Raw genomic sequence first — 22,811 nt, 5'->3', positions numbered from 1 at the left:
CATAAAATATCGCAAACAAGCCAGTTCAAATAAAAAAAGCTGACTCAGATCAGCTTTTTTATTCAGTTATCTTCAGAGCTTATGCTGAATCTGTTCCAGGGCGTCCTTAAACACCTGTTCAGGTGTCTGAGTTGCATCCAGACGCTTCATTCTTAAAGGTTCATTCTGATAAATCTCTGCAAAGCCTGAACGAACTTTTTCAAAAAAGCTGACTTTTTCCTGTTCAAAACGGTCCAGTGCGCCACGCTCACGCGCCCGACTCATGCCAAGCTCCGTAGGTGCATCAAGCCAGAAGGTGATATCAGGCATTTTCACCACAAAATTATCATTCAATAACTGCAGTTTTTCACGACTGAGACCACGACCTGCACACTGATATGCAAAACTGGAATCGGTAAAACGGTCACAGAGAATCACTTTTCCTGCCTGCAAAGCAGGAAGAATCACCTGTTCAAGATGCTGTGCACGTGCCGCATACATCAGCAGCAACTCAGTGTCATTACTCATCTGTTCATCATGATTGACTGAAAGCAACAGGGAGCGGATCTGTTCAGCCATCGGTGTTCCACCTGGCTCACGTGTCAGCACCACATCCTGTCCCTGCTGCTGAAAATATTCATACAGACTGCGAATGAGCGTTGTTTTTCCTACACCTTCAGTGCCTTCAAAACTGATAAACATGCAGATTCCTTAATTTTTTGAACGAATGACTGAAAGATAATCCTGAACCGCCTTATTATGCTCTACTAAACTGGTGCTGAATTTGTGTCCACCGTTTCCTGTGGCTACAAAATAAATATTGTCTGAGCTGTCCGGATGCATGGCAGCCTGAATCGCTTTTGCACCGGGCAATGCAATCGGTGTAGGCGGAAGTCCATTTATAGTGTAGGTGTTATAAGGCGTTGGTGTTCTTAAATCCTTCCGCGTGATATTACCGTTATAACGCTCACCCATTCCATAAATCACGGTTGGGTCTGTCTGTAAACGCATCCCTATTTTCAGACGACGGACAAACACACCCGAAACCTGTTCCAGTTCACTGTCCAGGCTGGTTTCTTTTTCAATAATGGAAGCCATAATCAGCGCTTCATATTTATCTTTATAAGGCAGATCTGGGGCACGGTTCTCCCATGCTTCATCGAGTGCTTTCATCTGACGTTTATACAGATCTGTCAGAATCTTACGGTCAGATTCACCTTTAGCAAAAAAATATGTATCCGGTGCAAACAGTCCTTCAGGATGACTGTATGGAATATCCAGTGCTTTCAGCATCTGATCATAAGGCAAGCTGATCACTTCTTTTTTGACCAGATCATCTTTTTTCAGTGCATCGACCAGCTGTCTGAATGTTGTCCCTTCAATGATCAGTACCCGGTTCATCTGAGCATTATTTACATCTGAAATCATTTCCAGTACCTGACGGATACTCATGCCTGCACGGACTTCATAGACACCTGCTTTCATCGTGTCATGAATCATCAGTTTTCGGTAAAGCTTAAGCACCGCAGGAAAACTGACTTTATTTTCCTTTGCCAGCCGGTCAATAAAGCCTGTATAGGTATCTCCCGCACCCACTGCAAGCATCTGTTTTTTACCCTCTACAGGATAGTCCTTAAACAGACTCAGCTTTAAAATCACAATGATCATGACTGAAAATACTGCACAGGCAATCAGCACACCTTTCATGCTGAAAGGAAGACCTGCTGCTTTTTTCTGAGCGTTCTTTCTGGTTTTCTTTTTGGGTGTGGACATATCAATGAATCTGATTCAGTTGTAAAACATTAAAAAGGTCAATACACGGCTGTACTTCCAGCTGGCGCTGATCCAGTTCCGCTGCAATTTTCATGGGGTGAAGCGCATTACAGAAAAACAGACTCTGTATCTGTCGGATTTCATCCATATCGACATAACGCTGTTCACAGACAATCGAAGACTGTTGCATACGCTCCAGTATTTCTGCACGCATCACGCCATGTACGCCATTATAGCGGAGTTCTGGTGTAATCCATGTATCGTTTATACGCATGAAACAATTACTGCTCACACCTTCAACAACCGCACCCTGTACATCTGTGACCAGTGCTTCCTGCCATCCGTGCAGGTCTGCTTCTGTTTTAAGCATCACCTGTTCCAGACGGTTTAAAGATTTCAGTCCCACCAGTGCAGGCATGCTTAAGCCCAGGGACTGTTTCAGCACACCCGTCGTTATACTGTCATGAGTAAATTCAAGCATCTGAGCCGGATAATAATAAACCCATACATCAGCCGGATGATCAGGCAGGCTGTAACCTCTTTGCCCCTGACCACGACTGATCAGAATTTTCAGCGTTCCAGTAACACTTTCCTGTGTCTGCGCCAGTAATTCAAAGGTCTGTGTGATGTGTTTCAGATCTGCTTTCAGGGCGAGTCGGCTGCAACTGTCTTCAAGGCGGGTAAAATGCCGTTGCTGCATTTCAATCAGACCATTACGGATCCTTGCCGTTGTAAAACAGCCATCACCATAATGAAATGCCCGATCAAGCACATGAATGTCACTGACCTCTTTACCATTTCTGAAACATCGCATACCGGAAAGCTCCTGCTGAATCCGCCCATAGTGTAAAAGAAAATCATGAAATCTTATATTTCATTTTTATTCATATAAAATTCATTTTTTATTATTTTTTATGCAAAGTAAGCAGATGTATTCTTGCCTCACGTTACAAACATTTAAAAAATTTAAAATTTCCGAGGTATGAACATGCAATTCAAAACATTAAGAACCGGGGTTCTGGCAGCAGTGATTTCAGCGGTATCTTTTGGCGCAGTGGCTAAAGATTTCCTGAATGTATCTTATGACCCAACGCGTGAGCTTTATGACAACTTCAACAAACAGTTTGCAAGCTACTGGAAGTCAAAAACCGGTCAGGACATTGATTTCAAACAGTCTCACGGCGGCTCAGGCAAACAGGCACGTGCTGTCATTGATGGTCTGAATGCCGATGTTGTAACACTGGCACTGGCTGCTGATATTGATGCGATTGCAGAGAACAGTAACCTGCTTCCAAAAGACTGGCAAAAGAAATTTCCACAGAACTCGACACCTTATACATCCACCATTGTATTTTTAGTGCGTAAAGGCAACCCAAAAGGGATTAAAGACTGGGGCGATTTAGTTAAACCAGGTGTGGAAATTGTAACTCCCAACCCTAAAACTTCAGGCGGTGCGCGCTGGAACTATTTAGGCGCATGGGCATGGGCTAAACATAAGCATGGTTCAGATGCAAAAGCACAGGACTTTGTACGTCAGATTTATAAACAGACAAAAGTCCTTGACTCAGGTGCCCGTGGTTCAACCACCACGTTTGCAGAGCGTGGCATTGGTGATGTTCTGCTTGCATGGGAAAATGAAGCATTCCTGGCAACCCGCGAACAACCTGGTAAATTTGAAATCATTACCCCGTCTCTTTCCATTCTGGCTGAACCGCCTGTTGCGATTGTAGAAAAAAATGCACAGAAAGATGGAACACTGAATCTTGCCAAAGCCTATCTGAACTATCTGTATTCACCGGCAGGTCAGGAAATTGCGGCAAAGAATTTCTACCGTCCACGTAATGCAGCTGTTCTGAAAAAATATTCAGCAACGTTCAAGCCTTTAAAACTCGTCACAATTGATAAAGAGTTTGGTGGCTGGGCAAAAGTTCAGAAACAGCATTTTGAAAATGGTGGTGTTTTTGACCAGATCGTCAAAGCCAACAGTGCCAGCAAATAATCTGACCTGAAATCAGCAAAGGAGTCATGGACATGATACATACCGTAATTGTACCTGGTGTAGGTGGTAGTGAACACGATCACTGGCAGTCAGTTTTACAGCGTCAGCTTGTGTCCTGCTCCCGTGTTGAACAAAAGGACTGGAATCTTCCTGTTCTGAAAGACTGGATCGCAGAGTTTGTAAATACTGTAGATGCCGTTCAACAGAATATCCAGATTGTTGCACACAGTTTTGGCTGTCTGACCACAGTCGCCGCACTGGCACAGCATCCACGCTTAGCAAAAAAAATTAAGAGTGTCATTCTGGTTGCACCTGCAAATCCTGCAAGATTTGGAGAAGCAGGTTTTGCCAGACTGAGTCGGACGGATTATCAGGCTTATTTCCATAATCTGAAGATTCATGTTCCGACCACCCTGATCATCAGTGAAAATGATCCCTGGCTGAATTTTTCAGATGCGCTGCAACTGGCTGATGCCTGGGATCTGCCCCCTGTAAATATTGGGCTGGCAGGTCATATTAATGTGGCTTCTGGTTTTGGAACATTCCCGCAACTTCAGAATTTCCTGATTTCAGAAAATGTTCTGCCTTATATCAGCAATACTGATGACAGGAAGTATTTATTTAAATTTGCAATTTAAGAGCTGCAAATTATGCTTGTGCCGAAATTGAATTTTATCTTCACTGACCGACTTCGGTCAGTATTCTCTCTTTGAGGAGTAATCATGTCGCAGCGATCCCGAGTGCTGCCTGGATTTGGTCTTTCATTGGGCTTTACCCTTGCGTATTTATCATTAATTGTTCTGATTCCTTTATCTGCGGTTTTTATTAAATCTTTAGGTATCGGATGGGATGGTTTATGGGAAATTCTCAGCTCAGAACGTATTTTAAAATCTTTGCAGTTAAGTTTCAGTGCAGCACTTATTGCTGCGTTTATTAACGTCATTTTCGGCCTGCTGCTGGCATGGTGTCTGGTTCGTTACAGTTTTCCTGGAAAACGTATTGTAGATGCACTGGTGGATTTACCGTTTGCCCTGCCTACAGCCGTAGCCGGTATTGCTTTAACGTCTCTTTACGCACCGACAGGCTGGCTGGGTCAGTATCTGGAACCGATAGGAATCAAGGTTGCCTATACACCTATCGGGATTACCCTTGCTCTGATTTTTATTGGTATTCCTTTTGTTGTTCGGACAGTTCAGCCTGTTCTGAGTGACTTTGAAACAGAACTTGAAGAAGCTGCATCTGCCTTAGGTGCCAACCGCTTCCAGATTATTACCAAAGTCATTCTGCCTGTACTTTTTCCGGCACTGCTGACAGGTTTTGCCCTGGCATTTGCCCGTGGCGTCGGTGAATATGGTTCTGTAATTTTCATTGCCGGTAACCAGCCTTTTGAAACAGAGATTGCTCCTCTCATGATTATTTCCCGACTGGAAGAATATGACTATGCAGGTGCAACCACGATTGCTGTGGTTATGCTGGTCATCTCCTTTGCCATTCTGTTCCTGATTAACCTGGTTCAGGCATGGGCAAGCCGTCGCACAGGGAGGACTGTAAAATGAGTCTGAATACAAACAGCAATGCATTAGCCCAGAAACTGCAATCCCGTGATGCAACACGTGAACCGGCATGGGTACGCAATACCCTGATTATCATTGCACTGATCTTTTTTATCAGCTGCCTGATTCTGCCATTGGTACTGGTTTTTGTTGAAGCATTCAAACAGGGTGTCGGTGTTTATTTTCAGGCACTGGTTCACCCAGATACATTGTCCGCAGTAAAACTGACCCTGCTGACTGCTGTGATTGCCGTTCCACTGAACGTTGTTTTTGGTGTTGCCGCTGCATGGTGTGTTGCAAAGTTCAACTTCCGTGGCAAATCCATTCTGACCACAATCATTGATATGCCCTTTTCTGTTTCTCCGGTCATTGCAGGCTTAATGCTGGTGCTGATTTTTGGTACGCAAGGCTGGTTTGGCGGATGGCTCATGGACAATGACATTAAAATTCTGTACGCCGTTCCTGCTATTGTTCTTGCAACTGTGTTTATTACCGTTCCTTTTGTTGCCCGTGAACTGATTCCTTTAATGGAAGCACAGGGAACTGAAGAAGAAGAAGCTGCCATTGTACTGGGTGCTTCAGGCTGGCAGACTTTCTGGAAAGTTACCCTGCCAAATATTAAATGGGGTCTCATTTACGGCGTCATTCTGTGTAATGCACGTGCAATGGGTGAATTCGGCGCTGTTTCTGTTGTTTCAGGACATATTCGTGGTGAAACCAACACCCTGCCACTGCATGTAGAAATTCTCTACAACGAATATACCTTCAGCGCAGCATTTGCCGTGTCTTCACTGCTTGCATTACTTGCAATTGTGACACTGATTCTGAAAACCTGGGTTGAGTTACGCCAGGAAAAACAGAACGCCCGTAATGATGATTCAACAGCTTCTTAAGGAATGACCTCATGAGTATTCAAGTTAAAAATATTGAAAAACACTTTGGTGCATTCCATGCACTGAAAAACATCTCCCTGGATTTTCCAGATGGACAGCTGGTTGCCCTGCTTGGACCATCGGGTTGTGGTAAAACCACACTGCTACGCATTATCGCAGGTCTTGAATCTGCTGATGGTGGTCAGGTTATTCTGGAAGGCGAAGACGCAACCAATGTTCATGTCCGTGAACGTGAAGTCGGTTTCGTATTTCAGCACTATGCACTGTTCCGCCACATGACCGTTTTCGACAATATTGCTTTTGGTCTGCGTGTACGCCCACGTGCAACCCGCCCGAACGAAGCTGAAATTAAAAAACGTGTCACCCGTCTGCTGGACCTCGTTCAGTTAGGCTTCCTGGCTGACAGATACCCTGCACAGCTTTCCGGTGGTCAGCGTCAGCGTATTGCACTGGCACGTGCACTGGCTGTAGAACCACGGGTATTACTGCTGGATGAACCTTTTGGTGCACTGGATGCCAAAGTCCGTAAGGAATTACGCCGCTGGTTGCGTACACTGCACGATGAACTGCATATTACCTCTATTTTTGTGACTCACGATCAGGAAGAAGCACTCGAAGTTGCTGACCAGATCATCGTGATGAATAAAGGAAATGTAGAACAGATTGGTTCGCCACGTGAAGTTTATGAAAAACCGGCAACACCGTTTGTTTTTGACTTTTTAGGTCAGGCAAACCGTTTTGAAGGACAGAATAACTCCGGCACTGTTCAGATTGGTCAGGACACCATTCAGCTCGCTTCAGCTAAAAATGCAGCTCAGGGTTCCGTGATTGCTTTTGCCCGTCCTGATGAAATGCAGATTCATGCTCAGCCTCAGGAAAATGCCATTCAGGCGACCTTCCTGCGTGAAGTCTGGATTGCAGGAAAGGTACTGGCTGAACTGACTGACCGTCAAGGCAATCTGATTGAAATCAATCTGTCGGCTGAAGAAGCAAAACTGCATCAGTTCCGTCCGAATCAGACCGTCTGGATCAGTCTTTCTGCATTACATTTATTCGCAAATGAAGTAGCATAAAAATATGCCGATGGGGGCAACTCCCCCATCCAACCAGAGTAATAAAATTATGAATTTCCAACAACTAAGAATTATACGGGAAACAGTGCGTCAGAATTTTAACCTGACAGAAGCATCGGCAGCACTCTATACATCTCAGTCAGGCGTCAGTAAACATATCAAAGACCTCGAAGATGAACTGGGCGTACAGCTGTTTGTCCGTAAAGGTAAACGCTTACTGGGTCTGACAGAACCAGGACAGTCGCTGCTTGGCATAGTTGAACGCATGCTGGTCGATGCAGACAACATCAAACGTCTGGCAGATGACTTCAACAAAGTGGATGAAGGCACACTGACCATTGCCACAACACATACACAGGCACGTTATGTGCTTCCACCGATTGTCAATGCATTCAAAAAACTGTTTCCAAAAGTTCATCTGATTTTACAACAGGCAAGCCCTGTGGAAATCACAGAAATGCTGTTACTGGGTGAAGCTGATCTGGGGATTGCAACCGAATCATTAACTACAGAAGAAAATCTTGCCAGTGTGCCTTATTATCAATGGCAGCACAGCATCATTACTCCTGAACACCATCCTCTGGCGACCAAAGACAATATCAGCCTCGAAGATCTCGCTGAACACCCTATTATTACCTACCATGGCGGTTTTACAGGACGTTCCAAAATTGATAAAGCATTTGAAGATGCAGGCGTAGATGCAGATATTGTCATGTCAGCTCTGGATGCCGATGTCATCAAAACCTATGTCGAACTTGGCATGGGTGTAGGTATTGTCAATGCTGTCGCCTATGACAAAGAGCGTGACTATCGTCTGAAACAGATTCCAACAGATATTTTTGGGGTCAATACAACCTGGATTGCAGTCCGTAAAGGTCACCTGCTGCGTGGTTATGGCTATGAATTTATCTCTCTGTGCTCACCAGAAGCAGATATTAAAGCGCTGAAAAAAGTCGCATATCCTGAAGACTGAACATTAAAGGGCAATAATGAACAGCATTATTGCCCTTTTTATAATATTAATAAAATCAATTGTATCCACCAGTAAATCCAATCACGCACCCTCTTGTACCGAAATAAGAATTACAATACATTACATTCGGATTTATCAAAATTCCTCCAAAAATAATTAATTAATCACATCGCCGGGGTCTACACATGAATATTTCAGCACTTGCTGTGTCTGGAGTTTTACTGTTGTTCGCACAGGCTTCGTTTTCAGCGGGTATGGAAAAATCAAGCCAGACAATCATGCCTTTTCTTGAGTCAGGGAATTATGCAGAACTTGGGATTGCACAGCTTAAAGCTGACATTTCAGGTCAGGTGCAAAATCAGGATTCCCTCGCACAGATTGGTATTTCAGACTTTTCCACTGGAAACCTTGTCAACAAAAACTATCTTTTCATTACAGGGGCAATAAAACTACAACTACGTCCTGATCTATCCGTCGGATTCCTGTTTGACAAACCTTTTGGAACTGATCTGGACTATCGTTACCGCCCAGAAACTGTCATCGGGCCTTTAGATATTGAATCCGTCAGGGTCAAATTTGACAGTAACAATATCAGCATTCCTGTTGGGTATCAGCCAGATGCTCACTGGAACTTTTTTGCAGGTCCAGTCTTACAGACGCTGAAAGGAGAGGCTGAACTGGGCGGACAGAACTATTATTTACTGAATGGATACACCTCTGACCTGAAGCAGGATTTTTCAATGGGCTGGCTGGCTGGGCTCAGTTATCAGATTCCTGAAATTGCATTCAGAACCAATCTCAGTTACCGCTCTCCTGTCAAACATACTTTTGATGTTCAGGAACAGCTGCCCATAGCCACACCAGTGACACTGACAGGTAAGACCACCGTCAAAACACCTCAATCCGTCAATTTTGATATTCAGACTGCGGTCAGTACAACCGATCTCATTTATGCATCACTAAGATGGGTGGAATGGAAAGACTTTTATGTTCAGCCACCAACCTTTCAAGAGGTTCTGAATGCTTATTCAGTCTACGATTCCTCATTAAAAAACGTCAGAATGATTCAGTACAATCAGAATCAGCTGTCTGCCAAAGCAGGTCTGATACACAAGTGGAATTCAGACTGGTCCACTGCACACGAGCTGTCATGGGATTCTGGGACAGATGATTCATTATCCACACTCAACCCAAGTAATGGCTATCTGGGCATTGGAGGAGCATTAATCTATCACTTTAATGAAAAAAGTTTTTTTGCCATTGGACTGCATTATGTCAGATTCAGAAAAGCTTCCAGACAAAAAAGTACAGATTCAAATGTAATCGCCTCTTTATCTGAAGCTGAAAATAACCACGCCATTATTTATGGTTTTAAAACAGGCTTTCATTTTTAATAAACTATAGACATAAAAAAACGGGCCAAAGCCCGTTTTTTATACTGAATGAATCAGTGTTGAACTTACCAATGGTAGCTCACACCAACTTTACCAACTGGTAACCATTCATATTTATCTTTGTTACGGATTTTATCTTCAAGACGATCCGCTGCTTCAACACCAGTACCAGTACCACCAACTTCTTTCAAGCCAGTTGCAGTCAGATTTACAGATGGATTACCTGTATAGTATGCGCCAATTTCACCGAATAAACCGAAGTTTTTGTTGATTTTAGGTGCAAAACCTAAACCAACGTATGGAGCAAACTGGTTATCATAGTTCATTGAGCCCTGGATACTACCGCTACCAGATGGAGCATTGTAGTTTTTGCCATCAATTTTAATCACGTCATTTGAATTGTGCAGTGATTTTTTCAGGCCGTATTCGTTATCAACATAACCAACACCTGCTGCAACATACAGACCTTGAGCCAATACATTGTCGCTGGCACCCCAAGGACGGATCTCAGCATTTAAATATGCAAGTTTGTTGTCCATATCCATGTCATATTTAGTGCCGTCAATAGACAGATCATCAGACCATGAAATGTCACCACCATTATAACCAAGCGCAAGACCTACGTATGGGTTAGCAGTCCAAAGGAATGCAGCACCATAACCTGTTGTACCAACTTCAGCACGTACACCTGTTGGAACAAGCTGGTTTGGTGCAAACTGATAACCATCTTTCACTACAGATGAATCAGCCATTGCTGTGCCAGCTGCTGTTAAAGCGGATACAACTAAAAGAGTACGTAAAGCTTTCATTGTGTTTCTCCTCAAAAAAGGTTTTTAAACTTATTACTGGTTTTTCTATATGGCGAACTATAATGCAGAACCTGATCACTGTTTATTCAAATTTTGCTTAGTTTTTGTTATTTTTTGATACAATTTCACTTTTCCGCTTGAAAAACCACCTGTTTTTTAGAACAGATTTTAAATAATGAAGAAAAAACATGCTGTAAATACAGGATAAATCAACCTGGCTTGATTATATTTTTTCGATCTTCTGTGGTTTTTTCATCTATCTCCGTCACAATTTAGTGTAAAATCTTGAAAATTTTTTTGGAAGGACGACCATGACTCAGCTTTCTACTATCATCGAACAGGCGTTTGAAGACCGTGCAAATTTCACAGCGGCTGATTGCCCTGCTGAAATCCGTCAGGCAGTTGAGCAGGCTATTGCTGGACTTGATAACGGTACACTTCGTGTAGCAGAAAAAATTGATGGTGAATGGATTGTTCATCAATGGCTTAAAAAAGCAGTGTTGCTGTCTTTTAAGTTAAATGACAATAAGCCAATCGAATCATGTGATCTTCAGTTCTATGATAAAGTAGACACTAAATTCACCGGCTGGACTGAAGAACAGTTCAAAGCAGCAGGCGTACGTGTAGTACCACCAGCTGTTGCCCGTAAAGGTTCTTTCCAGGCGAAAAATGTGGTGCTGATGCCTTCTTATGTGAACATTGGTGCATATGTAGATGAAGGCACTATGGTTGACACATGGGCAACTGTTGGTTCATGCGCACAGATTGGTAAAAATGTTCACCTGTCTGGTGGTGTAGGTATCGGTGGTGTTCTTGAACCACTTCAGGCAAACCCGACCATTATTGAAGATAACTGCTTCATCGGTGCGCGTTCTGAAATTGTTGAAGGTGTTATTGTCGAAGAAGGTTCTGTGATTTCAATGGGTGTGTTCATTGGTCAGTCCACTAAAATCTTTGACCGTGAAACTGGTGAAATCCACTACGGCCGTGTACCTGCCGGTTCTGTGGTTGTTTCTGGCAGCCTGCCTTCCAAAGACGGTACCTGCAATCTTTATGCAGCTATTATTGTTAAAAAAGTTGATGCTAAAACACGTGCTAAAACCAGCCTGAACGAACTTCTTCGTGAAGACTGATTGATTTCACCCTTTTCTGCGGAACTGTAAAGTTCTCATCTCTACGGTCAGTCATGGCCGTGGGGATTTTTGTTTTTATGAAGTATGGTAAATATTGCTATGAATTCGCTCCGATCTTCCGCTATTCCTGTTTCTGATCCGTCTGCGGGGTTACGCATTACGGAGATTTTTTATTCGTTGCAAGGTGAAGCCAACGCTGCCGGCTTACCCACTGTTTTTATCCGTCTGACGGGCTGTCCCTTACGTTGTACATACTGCGACACGACGTATTCATTTGAAGGTGGTGAACGGCAGTCCCTCGATCAGATTATTGAAACTACACTGAATTTCAGAACACCTTATATCTGTGTTACAGGTGGTGAACCTCTGGCTCAACCCAATGCCCTGCCTCTGATGCAGCGACTGGCAGATGCCGGCTGCGAAGTTTCCTTAGAAACAAGTGGAGCACTTGATGTATCCCGGGTTGACCCGCGAGTGTCTAAAGTCTTAGACTTAAAGACACCAACCTCTGGCGAAGATCACCGTAATCTGTTGAGTAATCTGGATTATCTGACACAGCATGATCAGATCAAATTTGTGATCTGCAACCGTCAGGACTATGAATGGTCCAGGCAGCAGCTCGAACAGTATCAACTGAATGAGAAAGTAAGCACAGTGTGGTTTTCCCCTGCTTTTGCTGTCGAAAAAGGTGCTGTAAAACTACCTCAGCTTGCCCGTGATCTTGCACAGTGGATTCTTGAAGACCATCTCCCTGTTCGCTTCCAGTTACAGTTACATAAACTGTTGTGGAATGACGAAACTGGTCGTTAAACCCTTTTGATTTCAATTTTCTGGAGATTTCAGTATGCGCCCACGTGCCATCGTTTTATTATCTGGCGGCCTTGACTCAACCACCTGTCTGGCATGGGCGCAGGCTCGTTACGAATGTATTGCTCTGAGTTTCATGTACGGTCAGCGTTCAACAACTGAACTGGATGCTGCACGTGCACTGACAAAACAGGCTGGTGTAGAACATCGTGTCATTAATATAGATTTAGGTAACCTGGGTGGCTCTGCGTTAACAGACCATAACATTGAAGTACCTGATCACGAGCAGGAAGGTATTCCTGTCACTTATGTTCCAGCCCGCAACACCATCTTTTTATCTTATGCCCTGGCAGCAGCTGAAGTATTTGATGCACAAGCAATTGTTATTGGTATTAATGCTGTGGACTATTCGGGTTACCCGGACTGCCGTCCAGAATTTATTGACGCTTTTGCCAACATGGCACGCCTCGCAACCAAAGTCGGTGTTGAAGGAAAACCTCTTAAATTTGAAACACCTCTGTTACATTTATCCAAAGCAAATATCATTCGCTTAGGTATGGAACATGGCGTAGACTATGCCAATACAGTGTCCTGCTATCAGGCAGATGACCAGGGGCGAGCCTGTGGTAAATGCGACAGCTGTCGTTTACGTAAGCAAGGTTTTGCTGATGCAGATGTTGCTGACCCGACTCGTTACATACCGAATTAATAAGGTAGTTTTTATGAATATTTTAAAATCAAACATTATTATGTCTGCTTGTTTTTCAACTGTCGCTCTGTTTGCAACTGCGACTCATGCAGCAGAATCCAATAAACTGCAGGAAGCTTATAAAAGCTCCAATGTAAAAGCAGCGCTGATTAATGTTTGTAAAGATGAAACAGCTAAAGGCAAAAAACTTTCTGCTGCTGAAATCAGTAAATACTGTTCATGTGCTGTTGAAGCGGATGGCCGTCTGACCAATGCTCAGAAATGGGAAATTCAAAGCACAATCAATCAGAAGAAAAGCCCTGCAACTTTAGCTTTTGTACAGAAACAGAATAAAGATTTACAGGCATGCTTTGGTCCTCAGTTAACAGGTAAACTGAAAAATCTGACTGAAGAAGCAATGAAAGCTGCTCAGGCTGCACAAGCGAAAAACTAAGTGTTCAGATATAAAAAAGCCTGCAGAATGCGGGCTTTTTTATGCTCCAGCACATGGTATTCACTGCCTATCCGTTTAAACCTGAATAAACTCGAAATACATAATGTATGAACAATGCCACTTCAAAGCCATTTTTCATATAAAGATGATATTCTTGGTTCTGAAAAATACTTTTAGCATTCATTCATCGTCAAAATGAACATGAAGGATTATTTATATGTCTGACAGCATTCAACTTCCAGATCAAATTTTTCCAACAACAAATGGAGAAATCAATCTGGCAACATCAGCTGCCGAATGGTTGATTATTTATTTTTACCCTAAGGATAATACCCCTGGCTGTACCACTCAGGCAGTTGGTTTTTCATGTCTGAAAGATCAGTTTGAAGCACTGAACTGCCATATTTATGGTGTATCACGTGACTCTGTCAAAGCTCATCAGAACTTCACTGAAAAGCAGAACCTGAACATTGATCTGATCAGTGATAAAGAAGAAATTCTGTGTAAGCACTTTGATGTGATTAAAGAAAAAAATATGTATGGCAAAAAAGTCATGGGCATCGAACGCTCAACTTTCATTTTCCATCAAGGTCAGCTGGTGAAAGAGTACCGTAAAGTTAAAGCAGCAGGTCATGCTGAAGCAGTACTGGAAGATCTAAAAGCTCTGCAAAACGCATAAGCTCTACAGTTCTGAAAAAAGCGAAAGATATCATCTTTCGCTTTTTTGTATCTGTTCAACAGATGCACCAATCCTTTCATACAGGTACTGACTTTATATAAGCAGTGAAACTGCGATTGACCACATCACAACACCTATCAGAAAATCCAGTATTTTCCATGCTTCTGGATGTGTAAATACAGGTTGCAACCATCTGGCAGCATAACCCAGACTGAAAAAGAACAACCAGGAAGCCGTGATTGCTCCTGTTGCAAAAGCCATCTCCTGCCCTGCAAACTGAGTGGACACTGTGCCAATTAAAACAACTGTATCCAGATAGACATGTGGATTCAGCCAGGTTAAAGCCAGACAGATCAGCAACAGCTCACTTAAATGCTGCTTCTGAATGCTGCTTTCCTGCATCACAGCACTATGCTTAAACGAATGATAAAAATGCTGTGCACCATATACGATCAGAAATAAAGCACCTGCAAATTTACTGATCTGCACAACCGCAGGATACTGAATCATGATCTGAGCAAAACCCATAACCCCAGATAAAATCAGTAATGAGTCTGACAGCGCACAGACCAGACAGATCCAGAAAATATGCTGCTTTTTCAGCCCCTGTTTGAGTACAAAAGCATTCTGTGCCCCTATCGCTACAATCAGGCTGAGCCCCACCAAAAAGCCTTGAGTCACTGCATTTAACATGGTTATTTCATCAATTTTACAATGCAGCCATTATCCGTAAATTTTCATCATATTAAATATTTTTAAATAAATATCAGTTAAACTAAATTTTTCTTAGTTTAAAAACCCGTCATGTCTATATTACAAAGCAGGCAAAGTGAAGCCTTTCTGGCACTTGCAGAGTGTGGCAGTTTTGAGCAGGCGGCAGATAAACTGCATATCACAGCTTCCGCGGTGACTTTACGTATCCAGAATCTGGAAAAACAGCTGGGACAGGTGCTGATCGTACGGGATCGTCCCTGCCGTGTGACTGCTGCCGGGCAGGAACTGTTGCAGCATCTGCAACAGATACAACTGATGGAGCAGCACCTGACTCAGCAGTTACAGGGAAAGTCTTCAGACTCTGCTTTTTATCAGCTGAAAATTGCCAGTAATGCAGATTCACTGGCCACCTGGTTACTCCCTCTGCTGAAGCAGACACTTATCCAGGAAAAGATCACATTGCATTTTCATGTGGATGATCAGTCTGAAACCCATCACCTGCTGGAAGCGGGTCTGGTCAATGCCTGCGTCAGTGCGGAAGCCAGTGCCATGAAGGGCTGTGTCGCGAGTCCGCTGGGTACCATGCATTATCATTTTTGCTGTACACCTGAATTTGCACAGCAATGGTTTAGCCACGGCGTACACAGGGAAACTCTCCGCGATGCTCCAGCCGTTATTTTCAATGCAAAAGATCAAATGCATACCGAATACATACAGCGCGAGTTTGGATTGCATTCATCGCAATACCCACATTTTTTTGTACCGTCATCCACTGCTTTTGTTGATGCAGTTACAATGGGACTGGGTTATGGTTGGTTGCCTTTCCACCAGGCAAAACCCTATTTTCAGGATAAAACATTACTGGAAATTGCCCCTGAACTTTGCATTGATCTGCCTTTATACTGGCATCACTGGAAACAGCAGTCTGCACCATTGCAAAGCCTGACTCAGTTACTGACCACGCAAGCCAGGTATTTCTTAAATGGCTGATGGTTTATTTCCATCAGATCGGTCAAAACCTGTAGACAGAAAAAGGCGAACAGATTCAGTCGCCATTTTCAGGTTTTTCATTGAAAATTACTGGGCTTTCCACTGTCCTGAAACATCAATACTGACTTTTTCACCCACACCACCTACTGATTTTTTCATACCGAAATCACTGCGCTTAATCGTGGTGGAAGATTTAAAATCCATCACACTGGCATCTGCCACAGCAGGTTTAATGGTTGCAGTAAAAGTAACTGGCCGGGTAACTCCCCTTAAAGTCAGATAACCCTGAATGTTGTAATGATGACCACCGAGAGGTTGAAATGCAGTACTTTTAAAACTGGCGGTTTTGTATTTCGCAGCATAAAACAGATCCTGTCCCATAATCATATTTTTCAGAGACGGTTTATTCACACTCAGACTGTTTACATCCATGATAAAAGAGGTTGAAGCATTCTGTGGCACTTTCACATCAAAATTTAATGATGACTGAACTTTGGTGAACTGAGCTTTCACAATACTGACACCCATGGATTCAATGTGAAAGCCAACATGACTGTTTTGAGCCAGTGTATAAGTTCCGGCATTTGCTGATGTTAGCAGGCTCAGTGCTATCAGAGTTACAGCACTGTTCAATAAAATATTTTTCTTCAAAAACTGAATCTTCCGCATAAGCAATTCATTTCTTCATGAATGAAAATCAATAAAATACCTTAATTGCCTACTGAAAATGAGTCTGTATCTGTTCATTGAATATTTTGTAATGAAACACTTTGGAAATAATCCACCATTGCTGATCTGTATAAATCAATGTCAGCACATCATAAAAATATCTGGGTGCAATCACACATTCAAGCGTTACCACAGCTGTGGTTTCACTTAAAATCTGAATGGAGGTGATTTGATCCTGTCTCTCCTGCCCTAAAGACTCAGGAGAGGTTCTCTGTTCAACAATTTTAAAATATTCTGGAACAGACAGCATCAAAGGAGGTGTTTCAGTCGCCGTGACATAGCGTGCATCGGGATGAAAAATCTGACTGAGCAATGCAACATCACAACGATACAGACCATCAAAATAATGCTGTATCAACTGCTGGATCTCTGTAATGCTGTTGTTCATATCATTTTACTCACGGCATGTAATCCACACATCATGAATGATTTTAACAACCCGTTCTGTTAATTCTGATGATACAGATGCAATTTTTACTGACCGCTATTTGAGTCTTTATAAATTTGAAGCATCACCGCTCATAAACTTATTTTTAAGTTCAAGATAAGTCTCAGTTTTCTGAAATTGCTCCAAAAAACTGATCGTTCCCTGCGGAAATTCTGCCCGCATGATTTCACCGCGATAATACGCTTCGCGTAAGGGTGTCGCTGAAATTGAGCCTTTCAGACTGTCCAGTTCAACCAAAGGCCATTCTGGAAACAGCGCAAGATAATAAGATGAATCATCTTTAAAATGTCCAATCAATCCTACCCGATCAGAGGGTTGAACCACCTCTGCAATCAGCGATTTAACCTGTCTGACCCATTTCACATCGTTATAGACATCAATCACATGAACAAAATGAATACGTTTCTGCATATCTTCAGAAAAATTTGAGAGAATCATCTGTTCCCGTTCAGATGCCGAAAATGGATTTTTGACATTACGTTCATCCTGAGCGGAACCCAGTGCCAGAATAATATGCTGCCCCTGTTGCAATGCAATGTTGATGGTCTGCATATGCGCCAGGTGAAAAGGCTGGAAGCGTCCAATATAAACAAGATAATCAAATGTATAGTTCATGGATTCATTTTTTATGAACTCACCAGTTGTGCCACGTTATAAAATATGCGACATAATGAGGTCATAAAATCTAATTAAGATTGAAGCAAGGATAGTACGATGACACTCAGTTGTATTCAACAACCACATCAACATTTAAACGCAAATCTTGAAAATGGCATTCTTACACTCGCCATTAACCGTCCAGAAGCTAAAAATGCTCTGTATGGTGAATTATACTTATGGATTGCTAAAGCACTTGATGAAGCCGATCAGGATCGTGATGTCCGTGTCGTCATTTTACGTGGTGCAGATGCAGACTTCAGTGCCGGCAATGACATGAAAGATTTTATGGCATTCATCTCCCAGCCTTTAGTGGGCAAAGAAGGTGATGGTCCTCCTTTTGTACTGTTGAAATCTGCTGCACGACTGTCCAAGCCACTCATCTGTGCGATCCGTGGTGTTGCTATTGGCATTGGGGTGACGATTCTTCTTCATGCAGATCTTGTTTACAGTGACTCAACCGCACTGTTCCAGATTCCGTTTGTCAGCTTAGGGCTGTCACCAGAAGGTGCTTCCAGTAAACTGCTGATTCAGCAGGCAGGCTATCATAAAGCAGCTGAACTGTTACTGACGGCTCAGAAGTTCAACAGTGAAAAAGCACTGGCAGCAGGTCTGATCAACAGCATTGAAGATGACGTCTATGGTCATGCACTGCGTCAGGCTCAGACTCTGGCTGCACTGCCACTGGCATCTCTGGTACAGACCAAAAAAATGATGAAACATAATCTGGAAGAAATCATTCAGTGTGTTGATGATGAAGCTGTCATTTTCATGCAGCGTGTCAAGTCACCTGAAATGGCGGAAGCCGTTGCTGCATTTATGCAAAAACGCAAACCTGATTTTGCTCAGTTCAACTGATTCTGTTCATTGAGATAAAAACCACTTCGCAGTACCTGTTAAGTGGTTTTTTCATGTTTGATCCCCATTAAAACTTCAAATCCTTTCGTGAATATATAAACCATGACTGAACAAGCTAAAACCGAAAAGAAACGCTATTTTGAAGCTGCACCGACAGACATAGATGTTGAAAATTTCAAAAAAGTCATTCAAAGCCGCCGCTCTGTACGAAAATTTACTGACAAAGCAATTCCTGCTGAAATCCTGGATGAATGTCTGGACCTTGCCCTGCTCGCACCCAATTCATCCAACTTACAGCCATGGACATTTTATGTAGTACAAAACCCTGCTAAAAAGAAGCTGTTGGTAAAAGCGTGTTTAGGACAGCTGGCTGCGAAAACTGCGGCTGAACTGATTGTCTGTGTAGCACGTACCGATCGTGTTGATGAAATGGCAAAACGTAATATTTCAGAATTTCCATTTCCTGAAGCTCCTGCTGCAGTGCAGAAGTATTACAGGTTTATTCCATATAACTATAAAACAGGTTACTTCAACTCACTTGGTAACTTTAAGAAAGTAGCTTTCAAAGTTGCACGTACACTCGATAAACAATTGCCTGTGACTGCTTTTAATCAGGCTGATGCTAAATTATGGGCAAGCAAAACCACAGCACTTGCCTGTGAAAACCTTGTTTTAGCTTTACGTGCTTACGGTTTTGACAGCTGTATGATGGAAGGTTTTGATGAACCACTGGTCCAAAAGATTTTAAATCTGAATGATCAGCAATATCCTGTGATGGTGATTGGAGCTGGTGAACGTGCAGCTGATGGTGTGTTCTTTCCGCAGTATCGTTTTGACCGTGATTTATTTATTCAGAAGGTTTGATTTACTTTAGCCTGCACTGCCTCAAGCTGTATCCTTTACTACAGATTTTACCGTATAGGCATACGTTACTTTGAAGGATCAAAGTAACCAAAATCCTTTGTTAGCTGGAAGGTTCATCCCTGAACCTCCAGCTAACGGGAGACATCCATGTCTCCCTACGCGTATCCACTTATATTTTTTCGTTCAGAAGCACTTTAATATACAACATCCACTGTTTGAATAAACTCAAAAGCAGGTTCCTCATAAGGATGGCTCGCCTTTAGAGCCCTTGCCACATCACCTGCTTTATTTTCAGGGACAATTGTTTCCACCCGCCATTCAGGAACACTCTCCAAAGTATCCAGTTCACCTATAAACGGATTGGCTCCTTTTACAGGTTTAAACTGCCCTGTACCTAAAACCTGCCAGGCACAGTGTTCATAATTACCGATTCCACCTGCACCCGCTGCAAATATCGCAAGTTTGGTGGGTTCAAGGTGAGATTCCGGAACGTAGTAAATGAGTTTAAGCATATTTACCCTCTGTAACAGCATGATCCTGTTTTAAGGCTTTTATGATCAGATTCAGCGCGGTATTTCTGGCATTTTTAGCGTAACCTGCATATAAGCCAAGCTCAGGTAAAACTGTATCTGTCTGAATAATTTTAACCTGTGGATTTAAAAATTTTAATAAATATTCAGGTACAAAACTAAAGCCCATTCCCATATTAATCAGGTTTAAATGCTGCATCACATTGGTCACCCACAACATTCGATCATGGCTTTGCTGATCGAATGGAATAATGGTATTCAGTTTTTCATAAAAAACCGGTGAAGCATTTTGCTCACACATGATCAAGGTATGATTTTTCAGTTCCTGAAGTTTCAATGGACGGTCTGCTGGATGCAAACTGTCCAAAGCGACCAGATAAATCTGTTCACTCATTAAGTGAATATTTTCATAATCAGGATGCCGCAACTCATAACGGGTAAAGCTTAAATCCAGTTCCGCATTTTTCAGTCCCTGGATTTGCTCTGAACAGGTCAGACTGTGTAGATGAATTTTTAAATCGGGAATGGTTGTTTTCAGCTGTGCCAGAATACCAGGCATCAGTTTAATTTCTGCGACATTTAAAAAACCAATATGAATCTGATTATTCTTTTGCTGTGCTACTTGCCGGGCAGCTGCCACAGCCAGTTTACTGCTCTCCAGAGCCTGTTTTGCATGTATGAGAAAAGCATGCCCTTCATCCGTCAATATAACTTTCCGTGCTGAACGTTCAAACAGTGCGACACCCACCTCCTGCTCGATGTCTTTAATCTGCTGACTCAGAGATGGCTGAGCCGTAAACAATTTTTCTGCGGCTCTGGTGAAGCTTTGCTCTTCAGCAACCGTTAAAAAGTAACGTAAATGACGCAGTTCCATCGCACAACCTATTCATTATTTCCCTCATCATCAAACGTATGCAGAGGAAATTTATATACACCCAGACTTAAAACCAATACGCATTTCATAACCCGAAGTGCTTGCATAGACTCACGTGCTGCACCAGTCAAAGACTGTACTGGATTTTTAAAAGACGGATTTAAGTATGACACAAGCATATGATACCGATGTATTAGTCATTGGTACGGGACCTGCGGGCTCAACCCTGGGCTTAGCACTGGCAAATTATGGAGTGAAAGTTCAGCTTTTTACTCAGTTTAACTGGTTAGCCAACAGCCCACGTGCGCATATTACCAACCAGCGTGCCATGGAAGTATTACGTGATTTAGGCATTGAAGAACAGGTTAAGGAAATTGCCACTCCCTGGGAACAGATGGGGGAAAGTCTGGTAACCACCAGTCTGGTTGGTGAAGAAATTGCCCGTTTAAGTGCCTGGGGTACTGGAGATGAACGTCACGGGGATTATATTAAGGGCAGTCCTTGTCCACTGGTGGATTTAATCCAGCCCAAAATGGAAGCATTACTGGTTAAAAATGCGGGTGAACGAGGCGCAATCTATAACTTCAACACTGAATATTTATCTCATGTTCAGGATGAAGATGGCGTTACTGCAACCTTTTTAAATCATATCACCAATACCGAATTCAGCTTACGTGCCAGATATTTAGTGGGTATGGATGGGGCTAAGTCACGTGTTCTTGAACAGCTTGATTTACCACTTGAAGGCGTAATGTCCCGTGCAGGTACAGTTTATGTGACTTTTAAAGCCGATCTATCCAGATACGTTCAGCATCGCCCTGCTATTCTGCAATGGATTGTCAATCCTGAAGCACGTTTTGGTGACCTGGGAATGGGCTTGCTGCGTACCATAACGCCATGGAATGAGTGGATTATGGGTTGGGGTTTTGACATATCCAAGGGTGAACCACAAGTCACAGAGGCGCAGGTTCGTGCCCGTCTCAATACTTTCGTAGGCACTGAAGTTGAAGATGTTGAGATCCAGAAACTGTCATACTGGTACGTCAACCAGACCTGGGCAACCGAATACTCCAAAGGTCGTGTATTCTGTGGTGGCGATGCAGTACACCGTCATCCACCCTCCAGCGGTTTAGGTTCAAACACCTGTATGCAGGATGCCTTTAACCTGGGCTGGAAACTCGCCTACGCAGTGAAAGGCTGGGCTGAACCTGCTCTGCTTGACTCTTATACACTGGAGCGTGCTCCTGTCGGCAAACAGATTGTAGCGCGTGCCAACCAGTCACGCTTTGATTATAAACATCTCAAAGAAGTTTTTGGCTTTGACCAGGGTGTGACCACGCAGAAGCAAATGCTGGAACGTATCTTCGCTGAAAATGAACAAGGTGCTGAAATCCGTCAGAGACTGTATCAGGCACTGGAAATTAAAAACTTTGAGTTTAATGCTCAGGGTGTAGAACTGAATCAGCGTTATGCTTCAAATGCAGTGATTGTTGAATCTGAACCTGAAGTGTTTGAAAAAGACCAACAACTGTACTTACAGGCAACCACACGTCCAGGTGCAAAAGTACCGCATACCTGGCTGATTAATGCAAAAGGTCAGAAACTTTCAACCCTGGATGTCAGTGGTAAAGGACGTTTTACCTTAATCACAGGACTGTCAGGCAAAGGCTGGAAAAAAGCTGTTGAAGCTTTGGACCTACCTTATATGGATGTCATTCAGATTGGCTCACGTGACTACCGTGATGTTTATGGCACATGGAATGCAATATCTGAAATTCATGAATCAGGTGCAGTACTGGTGCGCCCTGATGGCTATGTCGCATGGCGTTATCAGGACAGTACAAATGATGCTTTTGACTATGAAAATACATTGAAGTCTGTATTGGGGCAGATTCAATTATCTGTTTGATCAATTTAAACCACCTTCGGGTGGTTTTTTT

At 42.9% G+C, this 22,811-nt stretch carries 26 protein-coding genes; 16 read left to right on the top strand and 10 right to left on the bottom strand.

The window, feature by feature from the left end; genetic code table 11:
* Positions 1 to 72: 72 nt before the first annotated feature.
* From tmk to pabC, 3 genes are read right to left on the bottom strand one after another with little or no spacing between them, the layout of a single operon-like run.
* Positions 73 to 681: a dTMP kinase gene (gene tmk / locus CDG61_RS06505; protein ID WP_087550830.1), complete on the bottom strand. Its 609-nt coding sequence runs from the start codon at positions 679 to 681 to the stop codon at positions 73 to 75.
* Positions 682 to 690: 9 nt separating this feature from the next.
* Positions 691 to 1,752 carry an endolytic transglycosylase MltG gene (gene mltG, locus CDG61_RS06500; protein ID WP_087550829.1) on the bottom strand — a complete coding sequence of 354 codons (1,062 nt, stop codon included), beginning with the start codon at positions 1,750 to 1,752 and terminating at the stop codon, positions 691 to 693.
* A 1-nt stretch (position 1,753) separates the two neighbouring features.
* Positions 1,754 to 2,566: an aminodeoxychorismate lyase gene (gene pabC / locus CDG61_RS06495; RefSeq protein ID WP_087550828.1), complete on the bottom strand. Its 813-nt coding sequence runs from the start codon at positions 2,564 to 2,566 to the stop codon at positions 1,754 to 1,756.
* Positions 2,567 to 2,740: 174 nt separating this feature from the next.
* Here pabC and CDG61_RS06490 point away from each other — a divergent pair, with 174 nt between their 5' ends.
* The 7 genes from CDG61_RS06490 to CDG61_RS06460 all read left to right on the top strand — a co-directional run bounded on the left by CDG61_RS06490 (position 2,741) and on the right by CDG61_RS06460 (position 9,637).
* On the top strand, positions 2,741 to 3,751 hold the full coding sequence (locus CDG61_RS06490) for a sulfate ABC transporter substrate-binding protein (protein WP_087550827.1): 1,011 nt from the start codon (positions 2,741 to 2,743) through the stop codon (positions 3,749 to 3,751).
* 32 nt (positions 3,752 to 3,783) lie between these two features.
* Positions 3,784 to 4,389 (top strand): alpha/beta hydrolase, encoded by a 606-nt coding sequence (locus CDG61_RS06485; protein ID WP_087550878.1) that lies wholly within the window; start codon positions 3,784 to 3,786, stop codon positions 4,387 to 4,389.
* A gap of 84 nt (positions 4,390 to 4,473) precedes the next feature.
* On the top strand, positions 4,474 to 5,307 hold the full coding sequence (gene cysT, locus CDG61_RS06480) for a sulfate ABC transporter permease subunit CysT (RefSeq protein WP_087511292.1): 834 nt from the start codon (positions 4,474 to 4,476) through the stop codon (positions 5,305 to 5,307).
* Complete coding sequence (gene cysW / locus CDG61_RS06475) at positions 5,304 to 6,197, top strand: sulfate ABC transporter permease subunit CysW (RefSeq protein WP_087511290.1); 894 nt, start codon at positions 5,304 to 5,306, stop codon at positions 6,195 to 6,197. The genes cysT and cysW overlap by 4 nt, the downstream gene beginning before the upstream one ends.
* A gap of 11 nt (positions 6,198 to 6,208) precedes the next feature.
* Positions 6,209 to 7,270: a sulfate/molybdate ABC transporter ATP-binding protein gene (locus CDG61_RS06470; RefSeq protein ID WP_087511288.1), complete on the top strand. Its 1,062-nt coding sequence runs from the start codon at positions 6,209 to 6,211 to the stop codon at positions 7,268 to 7,270.
* Between the two features lie 49 nt (positions 7,271 to 7,319).
* A complete protein-coding gene (locus CDG61_RS06465) occupies positions 7,320 to 8,243 on the top strand; it encodes a CysB family HTH-type transcriptional regulator (protein WP_087511703.1) in 924 nt (307 codons plus the stop codon).
* Between the two features lie 185 nt (positions 8,244 to 8,428).
* Positions 8,429 to 9,637 carry an OmpP1/FadL family transporter gene (locus CDG61_RS06460; RefSeq protein WP_087550826.1) on the top strand — a complete coding sequence of 403 codons (1,209 nt, stop codon included), beginning with the start codon at positions 8,429 to 8,431 and terminating at the stop codon, positions 9,635 to 9,637.
* Positions 9,638 to 9,702: 65 nt separating this feature from the next.
* On the opposite strand, the gene carO is transcribed toward CDG61_RS06460, so the two are convergent.
* On the bottom strand, positions 9,703 to 10,446 hold the full coding sequence (gene carO, locus CDG61_RS06455; protein ID WP_087550825.1) for an ornithine uptake porin CarO: 744 nt from the start codon (positions 10,444 to 10,446) through the stop codon (positions 9,703 to 9,705).
* A gap of 311 nt (positions 10,447 to 10,757) precedes the next feature.
* Here carO and dapD point away from each other — a divergent pair, with 311 nt between their 5' ends.
* The 5 genes from dapD (at position 10,758) to CDG61_RS06430 (ending at position 14,207) form a co-directional block, all read left to right on the top strand.
* The gene (gene dapD / locus CDG61_RS06450) at positions 10,758 to 11,579 is read left to right on the top strand and encodes a 2,3,4,5-tetrahydropyridine-2,6-dicarboxylate N-succinyltransferase (protein WP_087550824.1); all 822 of its coding nucleotides are present in this window, start codon (positions 10,758 to 10,760) and stop codon (positions 11,577 to 11,579) included.
* 99 nt (positions 11,580 to 11,678) lie between these two features.
* Positions 11,679 to 12,389, top strand: a complete 711-nt coding sequence (gene queE / locus CDG61_RS06445) for a 7-carboxy-7-deazaguanine synthase QueE (RefSeq protein ID WP_087550877.1) — start codon at positions 11,679 to 11,681, stop codon at positions 12,387 to 12,389.
* A 34-nt stretch (positions 12,390 to 12,423) separates the two neighbouring features.
* Positions 12,424 to 13,095 (top strand): 7-cyano-7-deazaguanine synthase QueC, encoded by a 672-nt coding sequence (queC, locus tag CDG61_RS06440; RefSeq protein ID WP_087511281.1) that lies wholly within the window; start codon positions 12,424 to 12,426, stop codon positions 13,093 to 13,095.
* Between the two features lie 13 nt (positions 13,096 to 13,108).
* Positions 13,109 to 13,528 (top strand): hypothetical protein, encoded by a 420-nt coding sequence (locus tag CDG61_RS06435; RefSeq protein ID WP_087550823.1) that lies wholly within the window; start codon positions 13,109 to 13,111, stop codon positions 13,526 to 13,528.
* Between the two features lie 217 nt (positions 13,529 to 13,745).
* Positions 13,746 to 14,207 (top strand): peroxiredoxin, encoded by a 462-nt coding sequence (locus tag CDG61_RS06430; protein WP_087550822.1) that lies wholly within the window; start codon positions 13,746 to 13,748, stop codon positions 14,205 to 14,207.
* Between the two features lie 93 nt (positions 14,208 to 14,300).
* On the opposite strand, the gene CDG61_RS06425 is transcribed toward CDG61_RS06430, so the two are convergent.
* A complete protein-coding gene (locus CDG61_RS06425) occupies positions 14,301 to 14,906 on the bottom strand; it encodes a LysE/ArgO family amino acid transporter (RefSeq protein WP_416240707.1) in 606 nt (201 codons plus the stop codon).
* Between the two features lie 111 nt (positions 14,907 to 15,017).
* Between CDG61_RS06425 and CDG61_RS06420 the strand changes: the two genes are divergently transcribed.
* Positions 15,018 to 15,911: a LysR family transcriptional regulator ArgP gene (locus tag CDG61_RS06420; protein WP_087550876.1), complete on the top strand. Its 894-nt coding sequence runs from the start codon at positions 15,018 to 15,020 to the stop codon at positions 15,909 to 15,911.
* 87 nt (positions 15,912 to 15,998) lie between these two features.
* On the opposite strand, the gene CDG61_RS06415 is transcribed toward CDG61_RS06420, so the two are convergent.
* From CDG61_RS06415 to CDG61_RS06405, 3 genes are all read right to left on the bottom strand, one after another.
* On the bottom strand, positions 15,999 to 16,580 hold the full coding sequence (locus CDG61_RS06415) for a YceI family protein (RefSeq protein WP_087550820.1): 582 nt from the start codon (positions 16,578 to 16,580) through the stop codon (positions 15,999 to 16,001).
* Between the two features lie 49 nt (positions 16,581 to 16,629).
* Positions 16,630 to 17,028: a nuclear transport factor 2 family protein gene (locus CDG61_RS06410; protein ID WP_087550819.1), complete on the bottom strand. Its 399-nt coding sequence runs from the start codon at positions 17,026 to 17,028 to the stop codon at positions 16,630 to 16,632.
* A gap of 108 nt (positions 17,029 to 17,136) precedes the next feature.
* Positions 17,137 to 17,703, bottom strand: a complete 567-nt coding sequence (locus tag CDG61_RS06405; RefSeq protein ID WP_087511273.1) for a nicotinate-nicotinamide nucleotide adenylyltransferase — start codon at positions 17,701 to 17,703, stop codon at positions 17,137 to 17,139.
* 99 nt (positions 17,704 to 17,802) lie between these two features.
* Between CDG61_RS06405 and CDG61_RS06400 the strand changes: the two genes are divergently transcribed.
* Both CDG61_RS06400 and CDG61_RS06395 read left to right on the top strand, forming a co-directional pair.
* Complete coding sequence (locus tag CDG61_RS06400; RefSeq protein WP_087511271.1) at positions 17,803 to 18,603, top strand: enoyl-CoA hydratase-related protein; 801 nt, start codon at positions 17,803 to 17,805, stop codon at positions 18,601 to 18,603.
* A 102-nt stretch (positions 18,604 to 18,705) separates the two neighbouring features.
* Positions 18,706 to 19,467 (top strand): nitroreductase family protein, encoded by a 762-nt coding sequence (locus tag CDG61_RS06395; protein ID WP_087550818.1) that lies wholly within the window; start codon positions 18,706 to 18,708, stop codon positions 19,465 to 19,467.
* Positions 19,468 to 19,661: 194 nt separating this feature from the next.
* Here CDG61_RS06395 and CDG61_RS06390 read toward each other — a convergent pair whose 3' ends face one another.
* Positions 19,662 to 19,979, bottom strand: coding sequence for an NGG1p interacting factor NIF3 (locus tag CDG61_RS06390; RefSeq protein ID WP_087550817.1), 318 nt, complete (start codon positions 19,977 to 19,979; stop codon positions 19,662 to 19,664).
* A complete protein-coding gene (locus tag CDG61_RS06385) occupies positions 19,972 to 20,871 on the bottom strand; it encodes a LysR substrate-binding domain-containing protein (protein ID WP_087550816.1) in 900 nt (299 codons plus the stop codon). Before CDG61_RS06385 ends, CDG61_RS06390 begins: the two co-directional genes overlap by 8 nt.
* A gap of 166 nt (positions 20,872 to 21,037) precedes the next feature.
* Here CDG61_RS06385 and CDG61_RS06380 point away from each other — a divergent pair, with 166 nt between their 5' ends.
* The gene (locus CDG61_RS06380) at positions 21,038 to 22,780 is read left to right on the top strand and encodes an FAD-dependent monooxygenase (RefSeq protein ID WP_087550815.1); all 1,743 of its coding nucleotides are present in this window, start codon (positions 21,038 to 21,040) and stop codon (positions 22,778 to 22,780) included.
* Positions 22,781 to 22,811 lie beyond the last annotated feature (31 nt).

This window comes from Acinetobacter sp. WCHAc010052 (genome assembly GCF_002165295.2).
In the GTDB taxonomy this organism is placed as follows: Bacteria; Pseudomonadota; Gammaproteobacteria; order Pseudomonadales; family Moraxellaceae; genus Acinetobacter; species Acinetobacter chinensis.
The sequence above is the reverse complement of the archived record's forward strand: the minus strand, read 5'-3'. Positions and strand labels throughout refer to the sequence as shown.

Coding starts and splice junctions, on each gene's coding strand:
- tmk (WP_087550830.1), bottom strand. CDS start 681: ATGTTTATCAGTTTTGAAGGCACTGAAGGTGTAGGAAAAACAACGCTC.
- mltG (WP_087550829.1), bottom strand. CDS start 1,752: ATGTCCACACCCAAAAAGAAAACCAGAAAGAACGCTCAGAAAAAAGCA.
- pabC (WP_087550828.1), bottom strand. CDS start 2,566: ATGCGATGTTTCAGAAATGGTAAAGAGGTCAGTGACATTCATGTGCTT.
- CDG61_RS06490 (WP_087550827.1), top strand. CDS start 2,741: ATGCAATTCAAAACATTAAGAACCGGGGTTCTGGCAGCAGTGATTTCA.
- CDG61_RS06485 (WP_087550878.1), top strand. CDS start 3,784: ATGATACATACCGTAATTGTACCTGGTGTAGGTGGTAGTGAACACGAT.
- cysT (WP_087511292.1), top strand. CDS start 4,474: ATGTCGCAGCGATCCCGAGTGCTGCCTGGATTTGGTCTTTCATTGGGC.
- cysW (WP_087511290.1), top strand. CDS start 5,304: ATGAGTCTGAATACAAACAGCAATGCATTAGCCCAGAAACTGCAATCC.
- CDG61_RS06470 (WP_087511288.1), top strand. CDS start 6,209: ATGAGTATTCAAGTTAAAAATATTGAAAAACACTTTGGTGCATTCCAT.
- CDG61_RS06465 (WP_087511703.1), top strand. CDS start 7,320: ATGAATTTCCAACAACTAAGAATTATACGGGAAACAGTGCGTCAGAAT.
- CDG61_RS06460 (WP_087550826.1), top strand. CDS start 8,429: ATGAATATTTCAGCACTTGCTGTGTCTGGAGTTTTACTGTTGTTCGCA.
- carO (WP_087550825.1), bottom strand. CDS start 10,446: ATGAAAGCTTTACGTACTCTTTTAGTTGTATCCGCTTTAACAGCAGCT.
- dapD (WP_087550824.1), top strand. CDS start 10,758: ATGACTCAGCTTTCTACTATCATCGAACAGGCGTTTGAAGACCGTGCA.
- queE (WP_087550877.1), top strand. CDS start 11,679: ATGAATTCGCTCCGATCTTCCGCTATTCCTGTTTCTGATCCGTCTGCG.
- queC (WP_087511281.1), top strand. CDS start 12,424: ATGCGCCCACGTGCCATCGTTTTATTATCTGGCGGCCTTGACTCAACC.
- CDG61_RS06435 (WP_087550823.1), top strand. CDS start 13,109: ATGAATATTTTAAAATCAAACATTATTATGTCTGCTTGTTTTTCAACT.
- CDG61_RS06430 (WP_087550822.1), top strand. CDS start 13,746: ATGTCTGACAGCATTCAACTTCCAGATCAAATTTTTCCAACAACAAAT.
- CDG61_RS06415 (WP_087550820.1), bottom strand. CDS start 16,580: ATGCGGAAGATTCAGTTTTTGAAGAAAAATATTTTATTGAACAGTGCT.
- CDG61_RS06410 (WP_087550819.1), bottom strand. CDS start 17,028: ATGAACAACAGCATTACAGAGATCCAGCAGTTGATACAGCATTATTTT.
- CDG61_RS06405 (WP_087511273.1), bottom strand. CDS start 17,703: ATGAACTATACATTTGATTATCTTGTTTATATTGGACGCTTCCAGCCT.
- CDG61_RS06400 (WP_087511271.1), top strand. CDS start 17,803: ATGACACTCAGTTGTATTCAACAACCACATCAACATTTAAACGCAAAT.
- CDG61_RS06395 (WP_087550818.1), top strand. CDS start 18,706: ATGACTGAACAAGCTAAAACCGAAAAGAAACGCTATTTTGAAGCTGCA.
- CDG61_RS06390 (WP_087550817.1), bottom strand. CDS start 19,979: ATGCTTAAACTCATTTACTACGTTCCGGAATCTCACCTTGAACCCACC.
- CDG61_RS06385 (WP_087550816.1), bottom strand. CDS start 20,871: ATGGAACTGCGTCATTTACGTTACTTTTTAACGGTTGCTGAAGAGCAA.
- CDG61_RS06380 (WP_087550815.1), top strand. CDS start 21,038: ATGACACAAGCATATGATACCGATGTATTAGTCATTGGTACGGGACCT.